Source organism: Amycolatopsis sp. NPDC004625 (assembly GCF_040609695.1).
In the GTDB taxonomy this organism is placed as follows: Bacteria; Actinomycetota; Actinomycetes; order Mycobacteriales; family Pseudonocardiaceae; genus Amycolatopsis.
Genome location: NZ_JBEXKX010000035.1, coordinates 1 through 19,806 on the forward strand (window position 1 = coordinate 1; position 19,806 = coordinate 19,806).

A 19,806-nucleotide genomic window follows, 5' to 3' on the forward strand; every position below is an offset into this window, starting at 1 on the left:
CGTGCAGTGTTGACGGCCTGACGCGGGGGGGGCGGGCGGGGCGCCCCGGGCGGCGCCCCCCCCGGCGCTCCCCCCCCCCTCCCCCCGCCCCACCCCGGGCGGGGCGGCCGGCCCCCCGGGCCCGCCCGCACGGGCGTAGCAACCCACAGATTTCCTGCAAAGGACGGATTTACCAGAATGGCGAACTACACCGCCGCTGACGTGAAGCGCCTGCGCGAGATGACCGGCGCCGGCATGATGGACTGCAAGAAGGCCCTCGAGGAGAACGGCGGGGACTTCGACAAGGCCGTCGAGTTCCTCCGGATCAAGGGCGCCAAGGACGTCGGCAAGCGCGCCGAGCGCGCCACCGCCGAGGGCCTGGTCACCGGCGACGGTGGCGTCCTCATCGAGCTCGACTCCGAGACCGACTTCGTCGCGAAGAACGCCGACTTCCAGGCGCTCGCCGCGAAGATCGTCGAGGTCGCGAAGACCCTCAAGACCTCCGACGTCGACGCGCTCAAGGGTGCCGAGCTCGACGGCAAGACCGTCAACGAGGTCGTCCAGGAGCTGTCGGCCCGCATCGGCGAGAAGCTCGAGCTGCGCCGCGTGGTGGCCTTCGAGGGCCAGACCGCGACCTACCTGCACCGCCGCGGCTCCGACCTGCCGCCGGCCGTCGGCGTGCTCGTCGAGTTCACCGGTGACGACGCCGAGGCCGCCCGCGGGGCTGCCATGCAGGTCGCCGCGCTGCGCGCGAAGTACCTGACCCGCGACGAGGTGCCGGCCGAGATCGTCGAGAACGAGCGCTCGATCGCGGAGAAGACCGCCCGCGAAGAGGGCAAGCCGGAGCAGGCCATGCCGAAGATCATCGAGGGCAAGGTCAACGCCTACTACAAGGACAACGTCCTGCTCGAGCAGCCGTCGGTCAAGGACAACAAGAAGAGCGTCAAGGCTCTGCTGGACGAGGCCGGCGTGACGCTGACCAAGTTCGCGCGCTTCGAGGTCGGCCAGGCCTGAGCTCAGGCCAGGGCGTAGGTTTCACACCCACAGTGCCCCGTCTCCGTCCATCGGGGACGGGGCACTGTCGGGTCCAGGACAGTTCACAGCGGTCGAGGGGCGTAGGAGGCGACATAGATGGGTGACCGGGTCGAAGGTGGCTACCGGCGGGTGCTGCTGAAACTGGGCGGCGAAATGTTCGGCGGTGGTTCGATCGGCGTCGATCCGGATGTCGTCCACTCGGTCGCACAGCAGATCGCCGACGTCGCCCGCACCGGAGTGCAGGTCGCGGTGGTGATCGGCGGCGGCAACTACTTCCGCGGCGCGGAGCTGTCCCAGCGTGGCATGGACCGCGACCGCGCCGACTACATGGCGATGCTGGGCACCGTGATGAACTGCTTGGCGCTGCAGGACTTCCTGGAGAAGGAGGGCCTGCCCACCCGCGTGCAGACCGCCATCACGATGGGCCAGGTCGCCGAGCCGTACATCCCGCGCCGCGCCGAGCGGCACCTGGAGAAGGGCCGCGTCGTGATCTTCGGCGCCGGGGTCGGCATGCCGTACTTCTCCACCGACACCGCGGCCGCCCAGCGGGCGCTCGAACTGGGCTGCGAGGCCGTGCTGATGGCGAAAGCCGTCGACGGCGTCTACACCGCGGACCCGAAGGCCGACCCCACCGCCGAGATGTTCCGCGAGATCACCCACCGCGAGGTGCTGGAGCGGGACCTCAAGGTCGCCGACGCGACGGCGTTCAGCCTCTGCATGGACAACAACATGCCGATCATCGTGTTCAACCTGCTCACCGAGGGGAACATCGCCCGCGCGGTGAGTGGTGAAAGAATCGGCACGTTGGTCAGCACCCCCGCCGACGGGGTGCCGGCCTAGACCTGCTGGGATCAGCAAGCGCCACCCATCACAACAACGGGAGTGACCGTGATCGACGAGACCCTCCTCGATGCCGAGGAGAAGATGGAAAAAGCGGTGTCCGTCGCCAAGGACGAGCTGCAGTCGGTTCGCACCGGCCGGGCTTCGTCGGCGATGTTCTCGCGGATCGTCGTCGAGTACTACGGCTCGCCGACCCCGCTGAACCAGCTGGCCAGCGTGAACGTGCCGGAAGCCCGCATGGCGCTCATCAAGCCGTACGACCAGTCGCAGCTCGGCGCGATCGAGAAGGCGATCCGGGAGTCCGACCTCGGGGTGAACCCGAGCAACGACGGCCAGGTCATCCGCATCGTCATCCCGCAGCTCACCGAAGAGCGGCGCAAGGAAATGGTGAAGGTCGCCAAGGGCAAGGGCGAAGACGCCCGCGTCTCGATCCGCAGCATCCGCCGCAAGGCCAAGGACGAGCTCGACCGCATCGCCAAGGACGGCGAGGCCGGTGAGGACGACGTCGCGCGCGCGGAGAAGGAACTGCAGAACCTGACCGACACCTACGTGCACAAGGTCGACGAGCTGGTCAAGCACAAGGAAGCCGAGCTGCTCGAGGTCTGATGGCACAGGTGAGCGAGGAACGCGAGGACCGGGTGGACGCGACCGGAGACGAACCGGCCGGCGCACTCGGGACGCCGGGGCCGGCCGAAGCCGGCACCCCGGCCACGCCGGAGTTCCCGGGCACGGCGGGAGCTTCGGCGACCTCGGGCACCGGCCGGGCGGCGGAGACGCCGGTCGTGCCGGAAACCTCGGGCACCGGCGAAGCGACGCGGTTGTCGGCCGCCGGGACCGCCGCGGCGGAACCGCCGGCCGCCTCGCCCGGTACGGCGGCGGAAGCGGCCAAGCGTGCGGGGGCCGGTAAGACGGCGGAAGGGGCTGCGGCCTCGGCCAAGCGCGCGGGGGCCGTGACGGCAGCAGCCTCGCGGAACACGACCGCGGCGGCCTCGGCCCAGGCCGCCGCGGAGACGCCGGTGACCTCGGTCGACGGTGAACCAGCTTCGGACACGCCGGCGTCGTCCGAGGCCGTCAAAAAGGCGTCCAAGGCCGGCCGGAACCTGCCCGCGGCCATCGGGGTCGCCCTGCTGCTCGGCGCCGCGATCATCGTTTCGCTGCTCACCGTTCGCTACCTCTTCATCGGGATCATTGCGATCGCGATCGCCGTCGGCACCTTCGAGTTCGCCGGGGTGCTGCGCCGGGTCGCCGACGTCCGGGTCGCGATGATCCCGGTGCTCGTCGGCGGGCAGGCGATGATCTGGCTCGCCTGGCCGTTCGGGCGGGAAGGCGCGCTCACCGCGTTCGTCCTCACCGTGCTCGCCTGCCTGCTCTGGCGGCTGCCCGGCGGGGCGAAGGGCTACCTGCGTGACATCAGCGCGTCCACCTTCGCCGCCGCGTACCTGCCGCTCTTCGGCGCCTTCGCGGCCATGCTCGTGCCTCCGCACGACGGGGTCGGGCGCGTCCTGACCTTCCTCATCGGCGTCGTCGCGTCGGACACCGGTGGCTACATCGCCGGCGTCCTCGGCGGCAAGCACCCGATGGCGCCCAGCATCAGCCCGAAGAAGACCTGGGAAGGCTTCGGCGGTTCGCTCGTCGGCGGTGTCGTCGCCGGGGCGCTGACGCTCAGCCTCCTGCTCGACGGCCACGTCTGGCAGGGCGTGATCTTCGGCGTCGCCATCGTGCTCACCGCGACCCTCGGCGACCTCGTCGAGTCGCTGATCAAGCGCGACCTCGGCGTCAAGGACATGGGGACGCTGCTGCCCGGGCACGGCGGGATCATGGACCGGCTCGACTCGCTGCTGCCGTCGGCCGTCGTGTCCTGGCTGCTGCTTTCGGCGTTCGTACCGGTCTAGTCGTCGTAGGGGTCGTCGACCTCGGCGCGGCCCCAGCCTTCGGCGATGCGCGAGTGGTCGATCACCGCGAACACCGCGCCCTCGGGGTCGGCGAGGATCGACATCCGGCCGAACGGGGTGTCGTACGGCTGGATCACCACCGTGCCGCCGTGCATGAGCGCTTCGCCGGCGACCGCGTCGACGCCGCGGGCCGGGTCGATGTCGAAGTAGACGAGCCAGTGCGGCGGGGTGTCCAGGCTGTACTCCGAACCCATCACGTACCGGTACAGCACGGGCTCGTGCTCGATGAGCCATTCGACGTAGTCGAGCATCTCGCCGTCGCCGATCTGATGGCTGCCGTAGGTGAACAGCTTGGTGTAGAAGTGATCCGCCGCGACGCCGTCGTGGGTGTTGAGGTCCGCGCCGCTGAAGGTGTTCGGGATACCGGTGACGAACTCCCAGTTCGGCGGCACCTCCCAGAACACCACCGGTGCGCCGCACGCGTCGATGGCGTGCATGATCGTGCCGCGGTCCGGGATCGCCACCGGCCCGAGCGTGATCCGGCCGCCGAGGTGCTCCACCCACTCGGCCGCGCTCGCGGTGTGCGGCACGGAGATGTGCGGCATCCAGCCCAGCGGGGCGCCCTGGGCCGCGCGGTAGAGCCCGCCGACCGGGACGGTGTTCAGCGCCGCGATCGCGTAGCGGCCGTCGGACGTCGCCGGATCCCGCTGAGTGGTGTACTCCCATCCGAAGAGGGCACCGTAGAATCTTTCCGCCACGGCCTGCTCGCGGCAGGCCAGCTCGATCCAGCACGGAATTCCGGCCGGGACCGGGGACGGGGTACTGGACGGGCCGATTGCCATGGGTGCTCCTCCCGATACCCACCGGATTCTAAGCGTGATCCGTGAGTTTTCCGCCAAGAATTCGCCACCGTGCGGGCACGGCCCGGCGACGAGGACCCGGAAGGAGCAGCGGGGGTGCGGTGGTCGTCGCGGCGCGCGGAGGTCGTGCCGAGCCCCAACATCTGGTACTACCAGGCCGATTACGAGCTGGAGAACCGCGCGCAGGACAGCGGCGGCGAGATCTGGCGGGTGCTTCGGGAGGAGCACGACTGGGCCGGCCGGGACGTGCTGGACGTCGGCTGCGGTGACGGGTTTCACTTGCCGCGCTTCGCCCGCGACGCGCGCTCGGTGCTCGGGGTCGAGCCGCACGAGCCGTTGGTGCGAAGCGCGCTGAAGCGCGTCGAGGGTCTGTCGAACGTGGACGTCCGGATGGGCCGGGCCCAGCGGCTGCCGGTCCGCAGCGCGAGCGTCGACGTCGTGCACGCGCGCACGGCGTACTTCTTCGGGCCCGGGTGCGAGCCGGGGCTGGCGGAGGCCGAGCGGGTGCTGCGGCCGGGCGGGGCGATCCTCATCGTCGACCTCGACGTGACGAGCGAGCCCTACGGCCGCTGGATGCGCGCGGACCTACCGCACTACGACCCGGGCGCCGTGGAACGGTTCTTCGCCCGGGCCGGGTTCGGCTGCCGCCGCGTCACGACCGAATGGCGGTTTGCCACCGCCGCGGACCTCGAAGCCGTGCTGAAGATCGAGTTCAGCAAGCCGGTCGCCGAACAGGCGATCGCGGAGTCCTTGCAGCGTAACGGGAATCGCGGCGAAGACCTGACGCTGCCGGTGGGCTACCGCGTGCACACGCGCGTCAAGCCCACCGGCCTCGTCCTGCCAGGTCACTCGGCCGTCTCCGGCGAACCGGCCGAGGACTCGTCCTCGTCCTCACCGAGGATGCCGTAGAGCGAGCGCCGGGCGTCGTTGAGGACCTCGGCCGCGCGGGCCTGCTGGCTCTCGGTGCCCGCGCGCATGATCTGCACGACGGCGGCGGCCAGGTTCTTGCCCGCCTTCGCCAGCCCGACCTCGGTCGGGTCGACGTCCTGCGCGATCTGCTCCCACGGCGGGGTGCTGTCCTGCTCTTCCGCGGCGGTGCGGCCGGCGTCGGTCAGCTCGAACAGCTTCTTGCCGTGCTCGTCCTTGCTGATCACCAGGCCTTCGTCGGCCAGCAGCTGCAGCGTCGGGTAGACCGAGCCGGGGCTGGGCCGCCAGAAGCCGCCGGAGCGCTCGCCGATTTCGCGGATGATCTCGTAGCCGTGCCGGGGCTGCTCGGCGAGCAGCGCCAGGATCGCGGCGCGGACGTCACCGCGGCGGCTGCGCCGTCCGCCGTGACCCCGCCGGCCCGGACCGTGGCCGCGACCGCGCCCGCCGGGGCCGAAGCCCGGGGGGAACTCGCCGAAACCACCGAAGGGCCCGAAAGGTGCGCGCCCACGTTCGTGGGCGAAGGGGTGTCGTTGCCTACGCATGTCTTGTGTTCCTTTCTCGAACTGTTGCGACACGTTCACGATATATCGGAAACGGTCGACTGGCAACCCGCTGGCGGTGAGCTCGCTCACGGAACTTGAGACTTCAAGATCCGGCCGCCTAGATTAGGCAAGCCTAACCACCTGTTAGCAAAGGTAACGACCTGTGCGGACCCGCTCACTCCCGCTGACGGCCGGGTTGCTGGTCCTCACCGCAGCCGTGGCCGCCGCTGTGCTGCTCAGCATCGGAGTGGGCACTCGCGGCTTGAGCCCGGGCACCGTGCTCGACGCGCTCTTCCACTTCGACGCGGGCAACCCCGACCACCTGGTCGTCCGCGAACTCCGGCTCCCGCGCACCCTCTCCGGGGTGCTGGCCGGCGTCGCGCTCGGCCTCTCCGGTGCCGTCATCCAAGGCGCCACGCGCAACCCCCTGGCCGATCCCGGCCTGCTGGGCGTCAACGCGGGGGCGGCGCTCTTCGTCGTCCTCGGCATCGGCACGTTCGGCATCACCAGCGTCGGCGGGTACGTCTGGTTCGGGTTCCTGGGTGCCGCGGCCGCCGGCGGTGTCGTCTACGGCGTCAGCGCGCTCGGCCGGGCCGGGGCGACGCCGGTGAAGCTCGCCCTCGCCGGGGCCGCGGTGACGGCGGCGCTGGCCTCGGTGACCAGCGCGCTGCTGCTCACCGACCAGACGACGTTCGACCAGTACCGCTTCTGGCAGGTCGGCTCGCTGACCGGCCGCGACGCCGCGACGATCACCCAGGCCGTGCCGTTCGTGGTCGCGGGCGTGCTCCTCGCCCTGGTCGCCGCCCGGCAGCTCAACGCGCTCGCGCTCGGCGAGGACGTCGCCCGCTCGCTCGGCCAGAACGTGCCGGTGGCGCGGCTGGTGTGCGCGCTCGCCGTCGTCGTCCTCTGCGGTTCGGCGACGGCGATCGCCGGGCCGATCGCGTTCGTCGGGCTGACCGTCCCGCACGCCGCCCGGCTCGTGACCGGGCCCGACCACCGCTGGCTGCTCCCGTACTCCGCGCTGCTCGCGCCGCTGCTCCTGCTGGTGTCCGACGTCGTCGGCCGCGTGGTCGCGCGCCCGGCCGAGGTGCAGGTCGGGATCGTCACCGCGCTCGTCGGGGCGCCGGTGTTCGTGGTCCTGGTGCGACGGCGGAAGGTCGTGGCGGTGTGAGCGCCGTCGAGGTGGTCGCCGCCGTACGCCGGCGAGGAGCGGTCCGGGCTCGTGCGGTGTCCCTGCTCCTGCTCGTCGCGATCGTGGTCGTCTTCGCGGTTTCGCTGGCCGTGGGCGACTTCCCGGTGCCGCTCGGCGACCTGCCCGGCCTGCTCTTCGGCGGGCAGGGGCCGGCGGCCTACGTCGTCACCGAACTCCGGCTGCCGAGAGCGGTCACCGGCGTCCTGGTGGGTGCCGCCTTCGGGACGTCCGGCGCGCTCTTCCAGCGTCTCCTGCGCAATCCGCTGGCCAGCCCGGACGTCATCGGCGTGACGCAGGGCGCGAGCGCCGCGGCGGTCGTCGCGATCGTGCTGTTCGGCGCGGCGGGCCCGGTCGTTTCGGCCGCGGCGCTGGCCGGAGCGCTGCTCACCGGCGCCACCATCTATCTCCTGGCTCGCCGCGGCGGCGTCCACGGCTACCGGCTGGTCCTGGTCGGCGTGGGGGTCGGCGCGGTGCTGACCAGCGTCGTCTCGTACCTGATGACCTGGGCCGACGTCACCCTCGCCCAGCAGGCCCTGGTCTGGCTGACCGGCAACCTCAACGGCCGCGGCTGGGACCACGTCGTCCCGCTGGCCGTCCTGCTCCCCGCGGCCCTCCTCCAGAGCCGCGCGCTCGCCGGCCTGCAGCTCGGCGACGACACCGCGGCCGGGCTCGGGCTCACCGTCGAACGCAGCCGCCTGACGCTGCTGGTCATCGCCGTCGCGCTGGCGGCCTTCGCGACGGCGGCCGCGGGGCCCGTCGCCTTCGTCGCCTTCGTGGCCAACCCGATCGCGACGCGGCTCGTTGGCGGCGCCCGCGCCGGACTCGCGCCCGCCGCGCTGACCGGCGCGCTCGTGGTGCTGCTCGGCGACTTCGTCGCTCAGCACCTGCTCGGCGCGCAGCTGCCGGTCGGCGTCGTCACCGGTGCCGTGGGCGCGCCGTACCTGCTGTGGCTGCTCGCCACGGCCAACCGCGCCGGGCGAGTGTGAGAGGAACGCCGTGACACTGCACACCGAGGACCTCGAGCTCGGCTACGGGCCGCTTCGCGTGGTCAAGGACCTCTCCGTCCGGATCCCGCCCGGCAAGGTCACCATGATCGTCGGGACCAACGCCTGCGGGAAGTCGACGCTCCTGCGTGGCCTCGCCCGGCTGCTGACGCCCACGAAAGGCGCGGTCTACCTCGACGGCAAGGGCATCACGACGTGGCGCAGCAAGGACGTCGCAGGCGTGCTCGGCCTGCTGCCGCAGTCGCCGACCGCGCCCGAGGGCATCACCGTCGCCGACCTCGTCGGCCGCGGCCGCTACCCGCACCAGGGCGTCTTCCGCCGCTGGAGCGCCGAAGACGACGACGCGGTCGCGAAGGCGATGCTCGCGACGGACACCGTCGAGCTGGCCGCCCGGCCGGTCGACGAGCTGTCCGGCGGACAGCGCCAGCGCGTCTGGATCGCCATGGCGCTGGCCCAGCGGACGCCGTTGCTGCTGCTCGACGAGCCGACGACGTTCCTCGACATCGCCCACCAGGTCGAGGTGCTCGACCTGCTCTCCGACCTGAACGCCGAGGACGGCCGGACGGTCGTCATCGTCCTGCACGACCTCAACCTGGCCGCCCGCTACGGCGACCACCTGATCGCGATGAAGGACGGCCGGATCGCCGCCGAAGGCGCGCCCGCCGACATCCTCACCGCCGAACTCGTCGCCGACGTCTTCGGCCTGCCCTGCCGGGTCATCGAAGACCCGGTCTCCGCCACGCCCCTGGTCGTCCCGATCGGCCGGCGGCGGGCCACTCCCCGAGAAGAAGGAACCCCCGATGCGTCCTGAGTGGACTCGACTGACCGCCGTCCTGGCGTCGGTCACGCTCCTCGCCGCCTGCGGCCAGCCGGAGAAGCCGAGCAGCTCCGGCGTCGGCGACCAGGACGTCGCCACCGGCGGCCGGCTGTTCTCGACCGCGGACAGCGAGACGGCCAAGCTCGGCGCCGACGTCGGTCCCGGCGTCTTCCCGCGCACGGTCACCCACGCGCTCGGCAAGACGAAGCTGGAGAAGAAGCCGACCCGAATGGTGGTGCTCGACAGCGGCGAGCTGGACGACGTCCTCGCGCTCGGCGTCACCCCGGTCGGCATGGCGACGACGGCCGGGCAGAACGGCGTGCCGTCCTACCTCGCCGACCGCGTCAAGGGCATCCCGGCGGTCGGGGAGATCAACAACCTCAACCTCGAGCAGATCGCCGCGCTGACGCCGGACCTGATCGTCGGCAGCAAGCTGCGCGCCAACGACCTCTACCCGCAGCTGTCGAAGATCGCGCCGACGGTGTTCGGCATCCGGCCCGGGTTCCCGTGGAAGGAGAACCTGCTGCTGGTCGGGGCCGCGCTGGGCGACGAGACGAAGGCCGTCGGGCTGCTGAACGACTACCAGAAGCGCGCCAACGAGGTGAAGGCCGCGGTGAAGGGCGCGCCGAAGATCTCGCTGCTGCGGTTCCTCTCCGGCAACATCCGGCTCTACGGCAACCTGTCCTTCATCGGCGTGATCCTCAAGGACGTCGGCCTCGCGCGGCCCGCCAACCAGAACATCAACGAACTCGCCGCGCAGATCTCGAAGGAGCGCATCGACGAAGCCGACGCCGACTGGATCTTCTACTCCAGCTACGGCGCCGGCCCGAGCGCGGACGAGAAGGCCGTCACCAGCAGCGGACTGTGGGCCGGGCTCGGCGCGGTCAAGGCGCAGCACGCGATCCCGGTGGCCGACGAGGTCTGGTTCCTCGGGCTGGGCCCGATCGGGGCGATGAAGGTGCTCGACGACCTCAAGAAGTACTTGGGCTGAGAAGATCGGCGCGTGCCGGAAACCATCGACGAGATCGACGCGCGCCTGCTCCAGGCGCTGGGGGAGGACCCGCGGTCCACGGCGGTCGCGTTGGCCGAGCGGCTGGGCCTGTCCCGCAACACGGTGCAGGCCCGGCTCGTGCGGCTCGAGCAGCGCGGCGTCCTGCGGTCGTTCGAACGCCGCATCGACCCGGCGCGGCTGGGCTACCCGCTGCGGGCCTTCGTCAACGCGATGGTCGACCAGCGGCGCCTCGCCGAGATCGCCGACGCCCTGTCCACGATCCCCGAGGTCACCGAGGTGTGCGGGCTGACCGGGGCGAGCGACCTGATGGTGCAGGTGGTCGCCGTCGACGCCGACGACCTGTACCGGATCGCCGGGCACATCCTGGCCTCGCCCGGCGTCGAGCGGACGACCATCTCGCTCGTCATGCGCGAGCTCGTCCCGTACCGGCTGGCGCCCCTGCTCGAGCGCGTGCATTCTGCGCAGCCGGAGACCTGAGCCTCCGGCGTTCGGTGCGCATTCTGCGCACTCGGAGCGGCATCGGTTGTGCGATGCGTCCACCAGTGCTGTCCTGGTGTGCGCTTCCTGCACGAAAGGTGTCGACGATGACCCAGGCCCCCGTGACCGCCCCGGCGCTCACCGCGATCGAGCAGCGGGTGCTGTGGCTCGCCACGGCGATCGTGCACCAGGCGAACCGGGTGCGGCCCAACCCGTCGGGCCTGAAGGTCGGCGGGCACCAGGCGTCGTGCGCGTCGCTCGTGTCGATCATGACGTCGCTGTGGTTCCGGCACCTGCGTCCCGAGGACCGCGTTTCGGTGAAGCCGCACGCGTCGCCGGTGCTCCACGCGATCAACTACCTGCTCGGCGAGCTGGACGAGGCCTATCTGCCGACCCTGCGCGAGTTCGGCGGCCTGCAGAGCTACCCGAGCCGCGCCAAGGACCCCGACCCCGTCGACTACTCCACCGGGTCGGTCGGCATCGGCGCCACCGCCCCGATCTGGGGTGCGCTGGCGCGGCGCTACCTGACGACCCGCGGCTCCGACGCGGGCACCGGGCGGCAGTACTCGCTGGTCGGCGACGCCGAACTGGACGAGGGCGCGATCTGGGAGGCCATCCTCGACCCGGCCGTCGCCGAGCTGGGCGAGGTCGTCTGGATCGTCGACCTCAACCGCCAGTCCCTCGACCGGGTGGTTCCGAACATCGCGGCCGGGCGGCTGCAGGGCATGTTCGACGCGGCCGGGTGGCAGGTCCTGACGCTGAAGTACGGACGCCTGCTGGAGGAGCTGTTCACCCGGCCGGGTGGCGCCGAGCTGCGCGCCCGCATCGACGGGATGCCGAACCCCGAATACCAGCGGCTGCTGCGCTGCGACGCGGCCCAGCTGCGCGACCGGCTGCCCGTGGGCGACGCGGCGCTGGCGTCGCTGGTCGGATCGCTGGACGACGAGACGCTGCTGGCCGCCATCCGCAACCTCGGCGGGCACGACCTCGGCTCGCTCGACGACGCCTTCGCGGCCATCTCGGACGACCGGCCGACGGTGATCTTCTGCTACACCGTCAAGGGCCGCGGCCTGCCGACGCAGGGGCACCCGCAGAACCACTCGTCGCTGCTGACCGTGGCACAGATGGAAGAGCTGGCCGCTTCGCTGGGCACGGACCTCACGTCGCCGTGGGAGGGCTTCGCGGCCGGATCGCCCGAAGCCGCGTTGTGCGCTGAAGTCGCTTCACGCCTTCGCCGTCCGGACGTCCCTTCGGCGCCTTCGCTCGACCTGCCCGTCGACATCGGACGTACGCCGTCCGGGACCGCGACGACGCAGGCGGCGCTGGGGCGCGTCCTTCTCGACCTGACGCGCGAAGCGCCCGAAGCGGCGAAGCGGGTTGTGACGGTCAGCCCCGACGTCAGCTCGACGACCAACCTCGGCGGCTGGGTCAACAAGGTCGGCGTCTGGTCGGCCACCGAGCGCCGCGACTGGTTCGAAGACGACCCCGAGACGATCATGCACTGGCGGGAGAAGCCGACCGGCCAGCACGTCGAGCTGGGCATCGCCGAGACGAACCTGGTCGGCCTGCTGGGCGAGCTGGGCGCGACCTGGAGCCGCTGGGGCGAGCCGCTGCTGCCCATCGGCGTGATGTACGACCCGTTCGTCGAGCGGGCGCTGGAGCCGTGGTCGTTCGGCATCTACGCGGGCGGGCAGTCGATCCTGATCGGCACGCCGTCGGGTGTCACGCTCGCCCCGGAAGGCGGCGCGCACCAGTCGATCACCACGCCGTCGATCGGCATCGAGCAGCCCGGCTGCGTCAGCTACGAACCGGCGTTCGCGATCGACACCGAGTGGACGCTGCTGGCCGCGCTCGGCCGGCTCGGCAAGCCGGGCGGGACGTCGTCGTACTTCCGGCTTTCGACGCGGCCGGTCGACCAGACCCTCGCCGCGGTGCCCGCCGACCCGGCCGCGCGCGAACGCCGCCGCCGCCAGGTCGTGGCGGGGGCGTACCTGCTCCGCCGTGCTTCGGAACCGGCGGTCACGCTGGCGGCGATGGGCGCACTGGTCCCGGACACCCTGGCGGCGGCCGAGCGGCTGGCCCAGGTCGGCGTCGAGGCCGACGTCGTCTGCGTGACCAGCCCGGGCCTGCTGTTCGAGGCCCTGCAGGCGCGGTCCGGCCGGGGCGGCGCCGAGTCGTGGATCCTGGACCAGGTCTTCCCGGCGTCGCGGGCCCGCCCGTTGGTGACGGTCCTCGACGGCCACCCGCACACGCTGGCGTTCCTCGCCGGGATCAACCGGGTGCCGTCGGCCGCACTGGGCGTCACCGGTTTCGGGCAGTCGGGGTCGCTGGAGGACGTCTACCGCCACCACGGCATCGACACGGACGCGATCATCCGGGCCGCGCTCGACGTCGTCAGCTGAAGGTGGCGCCGGCGAGCAGGGTGTCCATCTTGGCGTCCCAGCCGGGGAACGACCCGTACTGGACGACCAGGATCCGGCTCGTCGGCAGCCACCAGGACCGGACCTGGTTGTTCTGCGCCGAGTTTTCGCAGGTGACCTTCCAGCGGCCGTACTCGGCCGTCTTGGGCCCGATCTTCGCGAAGCCGGAGTCGAGCAGGGTGCTGCCGGTGGCCCCCGCGGCCTTCCCGGGCGGCGACGCGGGGGTGATGCAGGTCGGCAGGTCAGTGCCGGTGTACCAGCCGAAGGGCCGCTTCGTGCTGGGGAGGTTGATCGGCGCGTCGGGGTCGGTCTGGCGCAGGTCGAGGACGCGCGCTTCGCAGGTCACGGTGCCTTCGGCGATGCAGCCGTCGAGCAGGCCCTCCGGGCTGTGCTCGGTGTAGGTCGCGCCGACCGGCAGGGGCAGGCGCAGGGAACCCACCTTCGCGCTCGGCCCGTTCGCCGGGCTCGGCGCGGGCGGCTCCGCGGCCGGCGTGCTGCAGGCCGCGGCGGCCAGGGTGACCGCGACAGCCAGGACAAGGTGCCGGAAGGACACGAGTTCACCTCTCACGTCGGACGCCGGGTGGCACGCCCTCGATCATCCCGGTGGGGGACGCGGGCGCCGAGACCGGGGCTGGTGACCTGGCCTACACCGGCCGGGGTGGCCCGGGCGGCCCCGGCGGGCGCGTGGGACACTGGGTGGGTTATGACTGCCCTTCCCCTCGTCTTCGACGCGCCCAAGCGCGGCCTGCCGCCGCGCCACCTCGCCGACCTCTCGGCGGCCGAGCGCGCCGCCGCGGTCGCGGAGCTGGGGGAGAAGCCGTTCCGCGCGAAGCAGCTGTCGAACCACTACTTCTCGCGCCTGACGGTCGACCCAGCGGAGATGACCGACATCCCGGCGGCTTCGCGCGCCCGGCTCGTCGAGTCGTTGATGCCGACGCTGCTGACCGAGGTCCGCGCCCTGGCGGCCGACAACGGCGCGACGCGCAAGACGCTGTGGCGAGCGCACGACGGCACGCTCCTGGAGAGCGTCCTGATGCGCTACCCGGACCGCGCGACGCTGTGCATCTCGAGCCAGGCGGGCTGCGGCATGGCGTGCCCGTTCTGCGCGACGGGCCAGGGCGGCCTCGACCGCAACCTGTCGACGGCGGAGATCGTCGACCAGGTCCGTTCGGCCGCGGCGGTCATGCGCGACGGCACGATGCCGGGTGGCCCCGGTCGGCTGTCGAACATCGTCTTCATGGGCATGGGCGAGCCGCTGGCCAACTACAAGCGCGTGGTGGCGGCGGTCCGGCGGATCACCGATCCCGCGCCGGGCGGGCTGGGGATCGGCCAGCGTTCGGTGACGGTGTCGACCGTGGGGCTGGCGCCGGCGATCCGGAAGCTGGCGGACGAGAAGATGCAGGTGCGGCTGGCGGTGTCGCTGCACACGCCGGACGACGAGCTGCGCGACACGCTGGTGCCGGTGAACGAGCGGTGGTCGGTGGACGAAGTTCTCTCGGCTGCGCGGTACTACGCCGACACGTCGGGGCGCCGGGTGTCGATCGAGTACGCGCTGATCCGGGACATCAACGACCAGCCGTGGCGGGCGGAGCTGCTGGCTCGCCGGTTGCGGCAGCACCTGGGGCAGCTGGTGCACGTGAACGTCATCCCGTTGAACCCGACGCCGGGGTCGAAGTGGGACGCGTCGCCGAAGCCGGTGGAGCGGGAGTTCGTGCGGCTGGTCAACGCCGGTGGAGTAGCGTGCACCGTGCGGGACACCCGCGGCCAGGAGATCGCCGCCGCCTGTGGGCAGCTGGCTGCCGAAGGCTGATTTTTCGTTTCGGTTATGGAGATTCTGTCGTGATGTATGCCCCCAGCCTGCTCGACCCGGCTGCGGAATCGTTGAAGCTCGTCGACTGCACCGGCGCGACCGAGGTGGCCCGCGAGGCCCGCACGCTGCTGGGCGACCGGTTCAGCTCGGTGACGTTCATGTACGTGCTGATGCGCGCGTTCGAGGTGGAGTACACGGCGGCGCGGGACGCGGCACGCTGGCACGAGTTCCACGGCGGCCCGCGGGCGCTTTCGGACGCCGACCTGGAGAAGCTGCTCGCTCCCTGGCTCACGCCCGCCTGAGGTCGCGGCGCCCGGCCGATTCCCGCGGAACCGGAACCGCGACCGGCCATACGTGGCCGGTTCGTGGCCTGGTTCCCGCGCATGACCGGACCCATCATGAGTTCCGCCGTGAAAATCGACGGAAAAGGGGAAACGTCATGCGTAGAGCGGGATTTCTGGCCGCAGTCGTCGCCGGCCTCGGGCTGTTGGCGGCGCCGGCCGCGGATGCTTCGGCCATCACCCAGACCTGGACGAGCCAAACCGCGTGGGTGCACCAGTGCGCGGCGATGGCCTGCGGATACCACGAAGTCCCGGGCGACCAGCTCGCTTTCGTCTACTGCGCGGCGACCACCGACGAGAACTTCTGGAACCTCATCGTCACCAAGGGGCCGTGGAACGGCCCGGTCACCGTCGCCGGCTACGTCTCGACCGACGCCCTGCGGGAGCCGGTGTCGAGCCCCCGGTGCGGCGGGTTTTTCGGAAGCCCCGCCAAGATGGACTTCTGGGCCCACAGCTGCCCGATGCCGAACTGCGGTTACGGAGTCATCAAACAGGGCGACAGCGTCAAGGAACTCGACACGGTGACCGGGCCGGACGGCCGGCTCTGGCGGCTGGTTGTCGACCTCAGCTCCCGTGACCTGCTCGCGGGGTACGTCTACCCCTGAGCTGCCCTTACGGGCGGCGGATCCTGCCCCCGTCGGCGCCTCCTTCCGCGTGCCGTGGCTCCGGGGCCGCTCGTAGCGTGAGGAGTCGTGGGTGGGCGAGAGACCGCCAAGGGCGATGGCCCGGCCACCGGTCAGGAGCCGCGGCCCGGCCGGGAACGCCGGCCAGCCGACGTCGGGCCCGAAGTGCGGCCCGGCGATGCCGCGCGCCTGGGGCCCGCCCAGGTCCTCGGGTTGCAGCGGCTCGCCGGCAACCGTGCTTCGGCTTCGCTGCTCATGCCCGTTGTGCAGCGGCAGGAGGCCGGCACGCTGAACCCGCCGGCGCCGTCCCGCGAGCCCGCTCCGGCGGAGCCCGTGCAGGCGGCGCCGGCACCGGCCGCACCGGCACCGGCACCTGCCGCGTCGCCTCCGGCGCCTGCGGTGGAGCAGGCGTCCGCGCCGGACCACGACGAGCCGGCGCAGGCGGGACCGGAGCCCCCGGCCACCGTCGAACAGGGCCCGGCCTCGCCTGTCCTGGCCGGGTTCCGGCACCGCGTCGAGGCGCTCCGCGGCCGTCTCGGGGAGAGCGCCGAGGCGCGCAAGCGGGAGATCCGGCGGTACGCCGATGCCGAAAAGCTGAAGCTCACCGACGCCGTCGACGCGGAGGCGCGGGGCGTCGACAGCGCCTACGCCGACGCGATCACCGCCGTCGGCACGAGCCTCACCGACGCCCGGAACGCCGTCACCGGGCAGCGGGACGCCAAGATCCAATCGGCGCGGGAGGCCGCCGACAACGGACTGCGGACCCTCGACGACACCGTCGCCGCGAAGCAGCGTGCCCTGCGCGACGCCGCGGGTGAGAACGCGACCGCCGCCACCGCCTTCGGCACCGAAGAGGCCCAGCGCGCGGTCAACACCGCGCGCGTGCTGGCCGCCGACGCCGTCGCCGTCGGGGCGCGCAAGGCCGCCGAGCTCGCCCCGCACAAGCGTGGCGACCTGAGCAGCCGTGAGGCGCGTGAGATGGCCGGGCAGCTCGCCGCCGACCTCGCGAAGAACGGGAACGACCTCGCCGCGTCCGCGCGGCAGGACGCCGGTGCGCTGGCCGCGAAGTTCCGCAAGGAGGCCGAAGACGGCGCCGCGAAGTTCGTCGAGTCCAAAGTGGACGCCCGGCGCAAGATCGAAGGGACGCGCGACGCCGCCGTCCGGGACATCACCGAACTCGCCCGGCAACCGCTGGCGCAGCTGGAAACCCGGGCAAACGACCTGCAACGCGACCTGCGGGCGCAACAGCAGGACGCGGCCGCGCAGGTGCGGGCCGCGGCCGGTGCCGGGGTGCGCGGGATCGATGCCGCCGCGCAGACGGCGACCCGGAAGGTCGACGACGAGGCCGCCGGTGCCCGGCGCAAGCTCGACGACACGACGACGCAGCTCGCCGGCCGGCTCGACGGCGTGGGCCGCCGCGCCGCCGAGCGCGTCGTCGACCGCGCCGAAGCGGATCTCACCGCCGCCGTCGACGCCTTCGACACCGGGATGGGGAAGTTCGCGACCGACACCAAGACGGCCTTCGAGGCCGGTTCGGCGCAGGTCGGCGCCCAGGTCTCGGCGCAGGCGACCCGGCTCGTGACGCCGGTGAACGACGCCGCGACGCGCTACGCGGACACCGCCGCGAATTCGGCCACCGAGACCACGCGGGCCATCGGCGACCGCGCGGCGCGGGCGGGAACCGACATCGGCGACGTCGTCACGAAGGTCGGCGACGAGCTCCAGAAGACCGTCGACACCAGCCGGCAGGGCTGGACCGGCCAGCTCGGCACGGGCAAGGCCGAGATCACCGCCAAGGTCGACCGGGGCCTGGCCGAAGAGCGCAGGCAGGTGACCGGCCTCCCGGCGAAGATCGACGAGCGCGCTAAGGAAATCGAAGAGGAAAGCTGGCTTTCGCGGGGCCTGAAGTGGGTGGGCGGGGTCGTCGTCGGCTTGCTGAAGGCGCTCGCCATCGCCGTCGTGGTGATCGTCGCCGTCGTCCTGGTCGTGCTCGTGGTGGCCGCGGTCGTCATCGGCATCGCCTACGCCATCGGCGGGCTCGCCGCGGTGTTCGCCGTGGTCGGGTTCGTGCTCGCGGTGGCCGAGGCGCTGGCCGGCGTGGCCGCCTTCCTCCTGGTGCTGGCGGCCGCGGCGATCGTCCTGCGCGCGTTGTGGCTGATGTACCAGTCGTTCACGAAGGACGGTCTCACCGATTTCGAACGCGGCGAGCTCTTCGGCGAGGCCCTGTTCGACGTCCTCACCGTGGTCTTCGGCGAAGAGATCGCGAAGTGGTTCGGCGAATGGTTCAAGGGCCTCGAATTCGCGGGCGAAGGGGGCGAGCTGGCCGAGCTGCGGAAGCTCGTGCCGGACGAGGAACTGCTCAACCGTCTGCTCAAGGCGGTCAACGGCGACGCGAAGGAGGTCAAGGCCCTGCTCGGGCTCGTCGGCAACGACGGCGCCAAACTGGAAGAACTGCTCGCGCTCACCGGCAACGACACGGGGAAGCTCCGCGAGCTGGCCGGCCTCGCCGGCGGCGACGGGGCCCGGGCGATCGGGCTCGTCCGCAAGGCCGAGGGCAACGCCGAGCGGGTGCTCGAACTGCTGCGGGCGGAGCACGACGTCGCCAAGGTCGAGGCGGCCCTCGACGCGGCCGCCGACCTGCGCCGCGCCGGCGTGGCCCCGGCCCGGGTCGACGCGATGGACGCCGGCCGGCTGCGCGCCGCCAAGGATCTCCTGCCGGCGGTGGGCAACGACGGGCGCAAGCTCGACGAGCTGCTCACCCTGGTCCACGACGACCCCGCCAAGGCCGCCGACCTGGTCCGGAAGGCGAACGGGGACGCCGACCGCACGCTGGCGTTCCTGCGCACCGCCGGCGGCGACGTCGCCAAGGCCGAAGCCGCGCTCGACGCCGCCGTCGAGCTGGAGCGGGCCGGGATGGACCGCGCGTTCGTCGACGCGCTGACCGCCGACGACCTGACGGCCGTGAAGAAGCTGCTGCCGCTGGCCAGCCAGGACGGCGCCGCGTTGGAACGCGTGCTGAACCTGTGCGGCAAGGACCTCACGCGGGCCGAGCGGTTCCTCAAGGCGTTGCCCGGCCAGCCGGCCGACCTCGAGCGGCTCATCGGCGAGGCCGGCACCGCCCCACCGGTGGGGTCCGGGGCCGACCGGATCGCGCGGGTGCTCGACCGGATCGGCGAAGGGCCCCATTCGGTGCCGCAGTTCGAGGCCGAAGTCCGCGCGCAGGTGAAGATCGACACCAAGGTCCTGCGGGGCGAGGTCAACCCGAACGGCAAGCTCATCGGCGGCCACTCGCCGGAGATCCTCACCTCGCCCGACTACCGGATCGTCGGCACGCCCACGACGAACGCGGACGGAACCGTCGTCGCCAAGTTCCGGAAGGTCCTCAGCCCCGGGCCGCCGGAAGTGCTGTCCACGCCGAAGAAGAGCACGCTCGCGCCGCGCGGCTGGACCGATGCCGACGTGCTCGACGCGGGTGACCAGGTGGCCCGCACGCCCGTGGTGCAGACCCGGGCCACGGACAACGCCACGTTGCACACGGGCACGGTCAACGGTGTCGGCTGGGTCGTCATCAAGGACGCGAGCGGCCGGGTCACCTCGTCGTTCCCGACCGGCGGACAGGCCTTTACGCTGTGAAAGTGATCCGGGACGACCTCGAGCGGCTGATCTGCCGCGACCACCACCCCGACTACTGGGCGGACGACGTCGTCGAGCGGGCGGCCGAGCTGGTCGCGAAGCTGGAACCGGCGGACTGGACGTGGCTCGCCGAGGTGTGGCCGTCCTGGCCGGCCGGGTACCAGCGGCAGCTGGCCGACGCGCTCGCCGGGAGCGGGCCCGCGGGGTGGCCGATCCTGACGGCGATGCTGCGCTCGGCCGACGCGGAGGTCGCGATGCCGGCCGCCGAGGCGCTGCAGCCTTCGGCGTGGCCCGGCGACCCGGCGCTGGAACCGGACCTGCGGCGGCTGCGGGAGCTCGTCGAACCGGAGCTGGCCGACATCCCGGACGACCTCATCCGCCGCGGGCGCTGAGCCGGGCGTC

Annotated in this window: 19 protein-coding genes; 16 read left to right on the plus strand and 3 right to left on the minus strand. The window is 72.1% G+C overall.

From position 1 onward, the window contains the following. The first annotated feature begins 177 nt into the window (after positions 1-177). From tsf to ABZW17_RS32230, 4 genes are all read left to right on the plus strand, one after another. On the plus strand, positions 178-993 hold the full coding sequence (gene tsf / locus ABZW17_RS32215; RefSeq protein WP_354822646.1) for a translation elongation factor Ts: 816 nt from the start codon (positions 178-180) through the stop codon (positions 991-993). 117 nt (positions 994-1,110) lie between these two features. Beyond that, positions 1,111-1,854, plus strand: coding sequence for a UMP kinase (pyrH, locus tag ABZW17_RS32220; RefSeq protein WP_003065595.1), 744 nt, complete (start codon positions 1,111-1,113; stop codon positions 1,852-1,854). A gap of 48 nt (positions 1,855-1,902) precedes the next feature. Further along, positions 1,903-2,460 carry a ribosome recycling factor gene (frr, locus tag ABZW17_RS32225; protein WP_191310243.1) on the plus strand — a complete coding sequence of 186 codons (558 nt, stop codon included), beginning with the start codon at positions 1,903-1,905 and terminating at the stop codon, positions 2,458-2,460. Between the two features lie 410 nt (positions 2,461-2,870). Continuing rightward, complete coding sequence (locus ABZW17_RS32230; RefSeq protein ID WP_354822846.1) at positions 2,871-3,746, plus strand: phosphatidate cytidylyltransferase; 876 nt, start codon at positions 2,871-2,873, stop codon at positions 3,744-3,746. On the opposite strand, the gene ABZW17_RS32235 is transcribed toward ABZW17_RS32230, so the two are convergent. After that, positions 3,743-4,588, minus strand: coding sequence for a VOC family protein (locus ABZW17_RS32235; RefSeq protein WP_354822649.1), 846 nt, complete (start codon positions 4,586-4,588; stop codon positions 3,743-3,745). The genes ABZW17_RS32230 and ABZW17_RS32235 overlap by 4 nt on opposite strands. Before the next feature lie 114 nt (positions 4,589-4,702). On the opposite strand from ABZW17_RS32235, the gene ABZW17_RS32240 reads away from it, so the two are divergent. Then, complete coding sequence (locus tag ABZW17_RS32240; RefSeq protein ID WP_354822848.1) at positions 4,703-5,515, plus strand: class I SAM-dependent methyltransferase; 813 nt, start codon at positions 4,703-4,705, stop codon at positions 5,513-5,515. On the opposite strand, the gene ABZW17_RS32245 is transcribed toward ABZW17_RS32240, so the two are convergent. After that, on the minus strand, positions 5,452-6,075 hold the full coding sequence (locus ABZW17_RS32245) for a PadR family transcriptional regulator (RefSeq protein ID WP_354822651.1): 624 nt from the start codon (positions 6,073-6,075) through the stop codon (positions 5,452-5,454). The genes ABZW17_RS32240 and ABZW17_RS32245 overlap by 64 nt on opposite strands. A gap of 163 nt (positions 6,076-6,238) precedes the next feature. Between ABZW17_RS32245 and ABZW17_RS32250 the strand changes: the two genes are divergently transcribed. The 6 genes from ABZW17_RS32250 to ABZW17_RS32275 all read left to right on the plus strand — a co-directional run bounded on the left by ABZW17_RS32250 (position 6,239) and on the right by ABZW17_RS32275 (position 12,979). Further along, positions 6,239-7,246: an iron chelate uptake ABC transporter family permease subunit gene (locus tag ABZW17_RS32250; protein ID WP_354822653.1), complete on the plus strand. Its 1,008-nt coding sequence runs from the start codon at positions 6,239-6,241 to the stop codon at positions 7,244-7,246. Further along, positions 7,243-8,253 carry an iron chelate uptake ABC transporter family permease subunit gene (locus ABZW17_RS32255; RefSeq protein WP_354822655.1) on the plus strand — a complete coding sequence of 337 codons (1,011 nt, stop codon included), beginning with the start codon at positions 7,243-7,245 and terminating at the stop codon, positions 8,251-8,253. The genes ABZW17_RS32250 and ABZW17_RS32255 overlap by 4 nt, the downstream gene beginning before the upstream one ends. 10 nt (positions 8,254-8,263) lie before the next feature. Continuing rightward, on the plus strand, positions 8,264-9,082 hold the full coding sequence (locus tag ABZW17_RS32260; protein ID WP_354822657.1) for an ABC transporter ATP-binding protein: 819 nt from the start codon (positions 8,264-8,266) through the stop codon (positions 9,080-9,082). Then, positions 9,072-10,079: an iron-siderophore ABC transporter substrate-binding protein gene (locus ABZW17_RS32265; RefSeq protein ID WP_354822659.1), complete on the plus strand. Its 1,008-nt coding sequence runs from the start codon at positions 9,072-9,074 to the stop codon at positions 10,077-10,079. Before ABZW17_RS32260 ends, ABZW17_RS32265 begins: the two co-directional genes overlap by 11 nt. A 12-nt stretch (positions 10,080-10,091) precedes the next feature. Further along, on the plus strand, positions 10,092-10,577 hold the full coding sequence (locus ABZW17_RS32270; RefSeq protein WP_354822661.1) for an Lrp/AsnC family transcriptional regulator: 486 nt from the start codon (positions 10,092-10,094) through the stop codon (positions 10,575-10,577). A 107-nt stretch (positions 10,578-10,684) separates the two neighbouring features. After that, positions 10,685-12,979: a pyruvate dehydrogenase gene (locus ABZW17_RS32275; RefSeq protein WP_354822663.1), complete on the plus strand. Its 2,295-nt coding sequence runs from the start codon at positions 10,685-10,687 to the stop codon at positions 12,977-12,979. Here the strand turns inward: ABZW17_RS32275 and ABZW17_RS32280 are convergent. Beyond that, positions 12,972-13,550 carry a hypothetical protein gene (locus ABZW17_RS32280; protein ID WP_354822665.1) on the minus strand — a complete coding sequence of 193 codons (579 nt, stop codon included), beginning with the start codon at positions 13,548-13,550 and terminating at the stop codon, positions 12,972-12,974. The two genes, ABZW17_RS32275 and ABZW17_RS32280, sit on opposite strands and share 8 nt — an antisense overlap. A 150-nt stretch (positions 13,551-13,700) precedes the next feature. On the opposite strand from ABZW17_RS32280, the gene rlmN reads away from it, so the two are divergent. The 5 genes from rlmN to ABZW17_RS32305 all read left to right on the plus strand — a co-directional run bounded on the left by rlmN (position 13,701) and on the right by ABZW17_RS32305 (position 19,796). Next, on the plus strand, positions 13,701-14,807 hold the full coding sequence (gene rlmN, locus ABZW17_RS32285) for a 23S rRNA (adenine(2503)-C(2))-methyltransferase RlmN (protein ID WP_354822667.1): 1,107 nt from the start codon (positions 13,701-13,703) through the stop codon (positions 14,805-14,807). A 32-nt stretch (positions 14,808-14,839) separates the two neighbouring features. Beyond that, positions 14,840-15,109, plus strand: a complete 270-nt coding sequence (locus tag ABZW17_RS32290) for a hypothetical protein (RefSeq protein WP_354822850.1) — start codon at positions 14,840-14,842, stop codon at positions 15,107-15,109. 137 nt (positions 15,110-15,246) lie between these two features. Next, positions 15,247-15,753 carry a hypothetical protein gene (locus ABZW17_RS32295; RefSeq protein WP_354822669.1) on the plus strand — a complete coding sequence of 169 codons (507 nt, stop codon included), beginning with the start codon at positions 15,247-15,249 and terminating at the stop codon, positions 15,751-15,753. A gap of 87 nt (positions 15,754-15,840) precedes the next feature. Continuing rightward, positions 15,841-19,404, plus strand: coding sequence for an EndoU domain-containing protein (locus ABZW17_RS32300; RefSeq protein ID WP_354822671.1), 3,564 nt, complete (start codon positions 15,841-15,843; stop codon positions 19,402-19,404). A gap of 2 nt (positions 19,405-19,406) precedes the next feature. Next, a complete protein-coding gene (locus ABZW17_RS32305; RefSeq protein WP_354822673.1) occupies positions 19,407-19,796 on the plus strand; it encodes a hypothetical protein in 390 nt (129 codons plus the stop codon). Positions 19,797-19,806 lie beyond the last annotated feature (10 nt).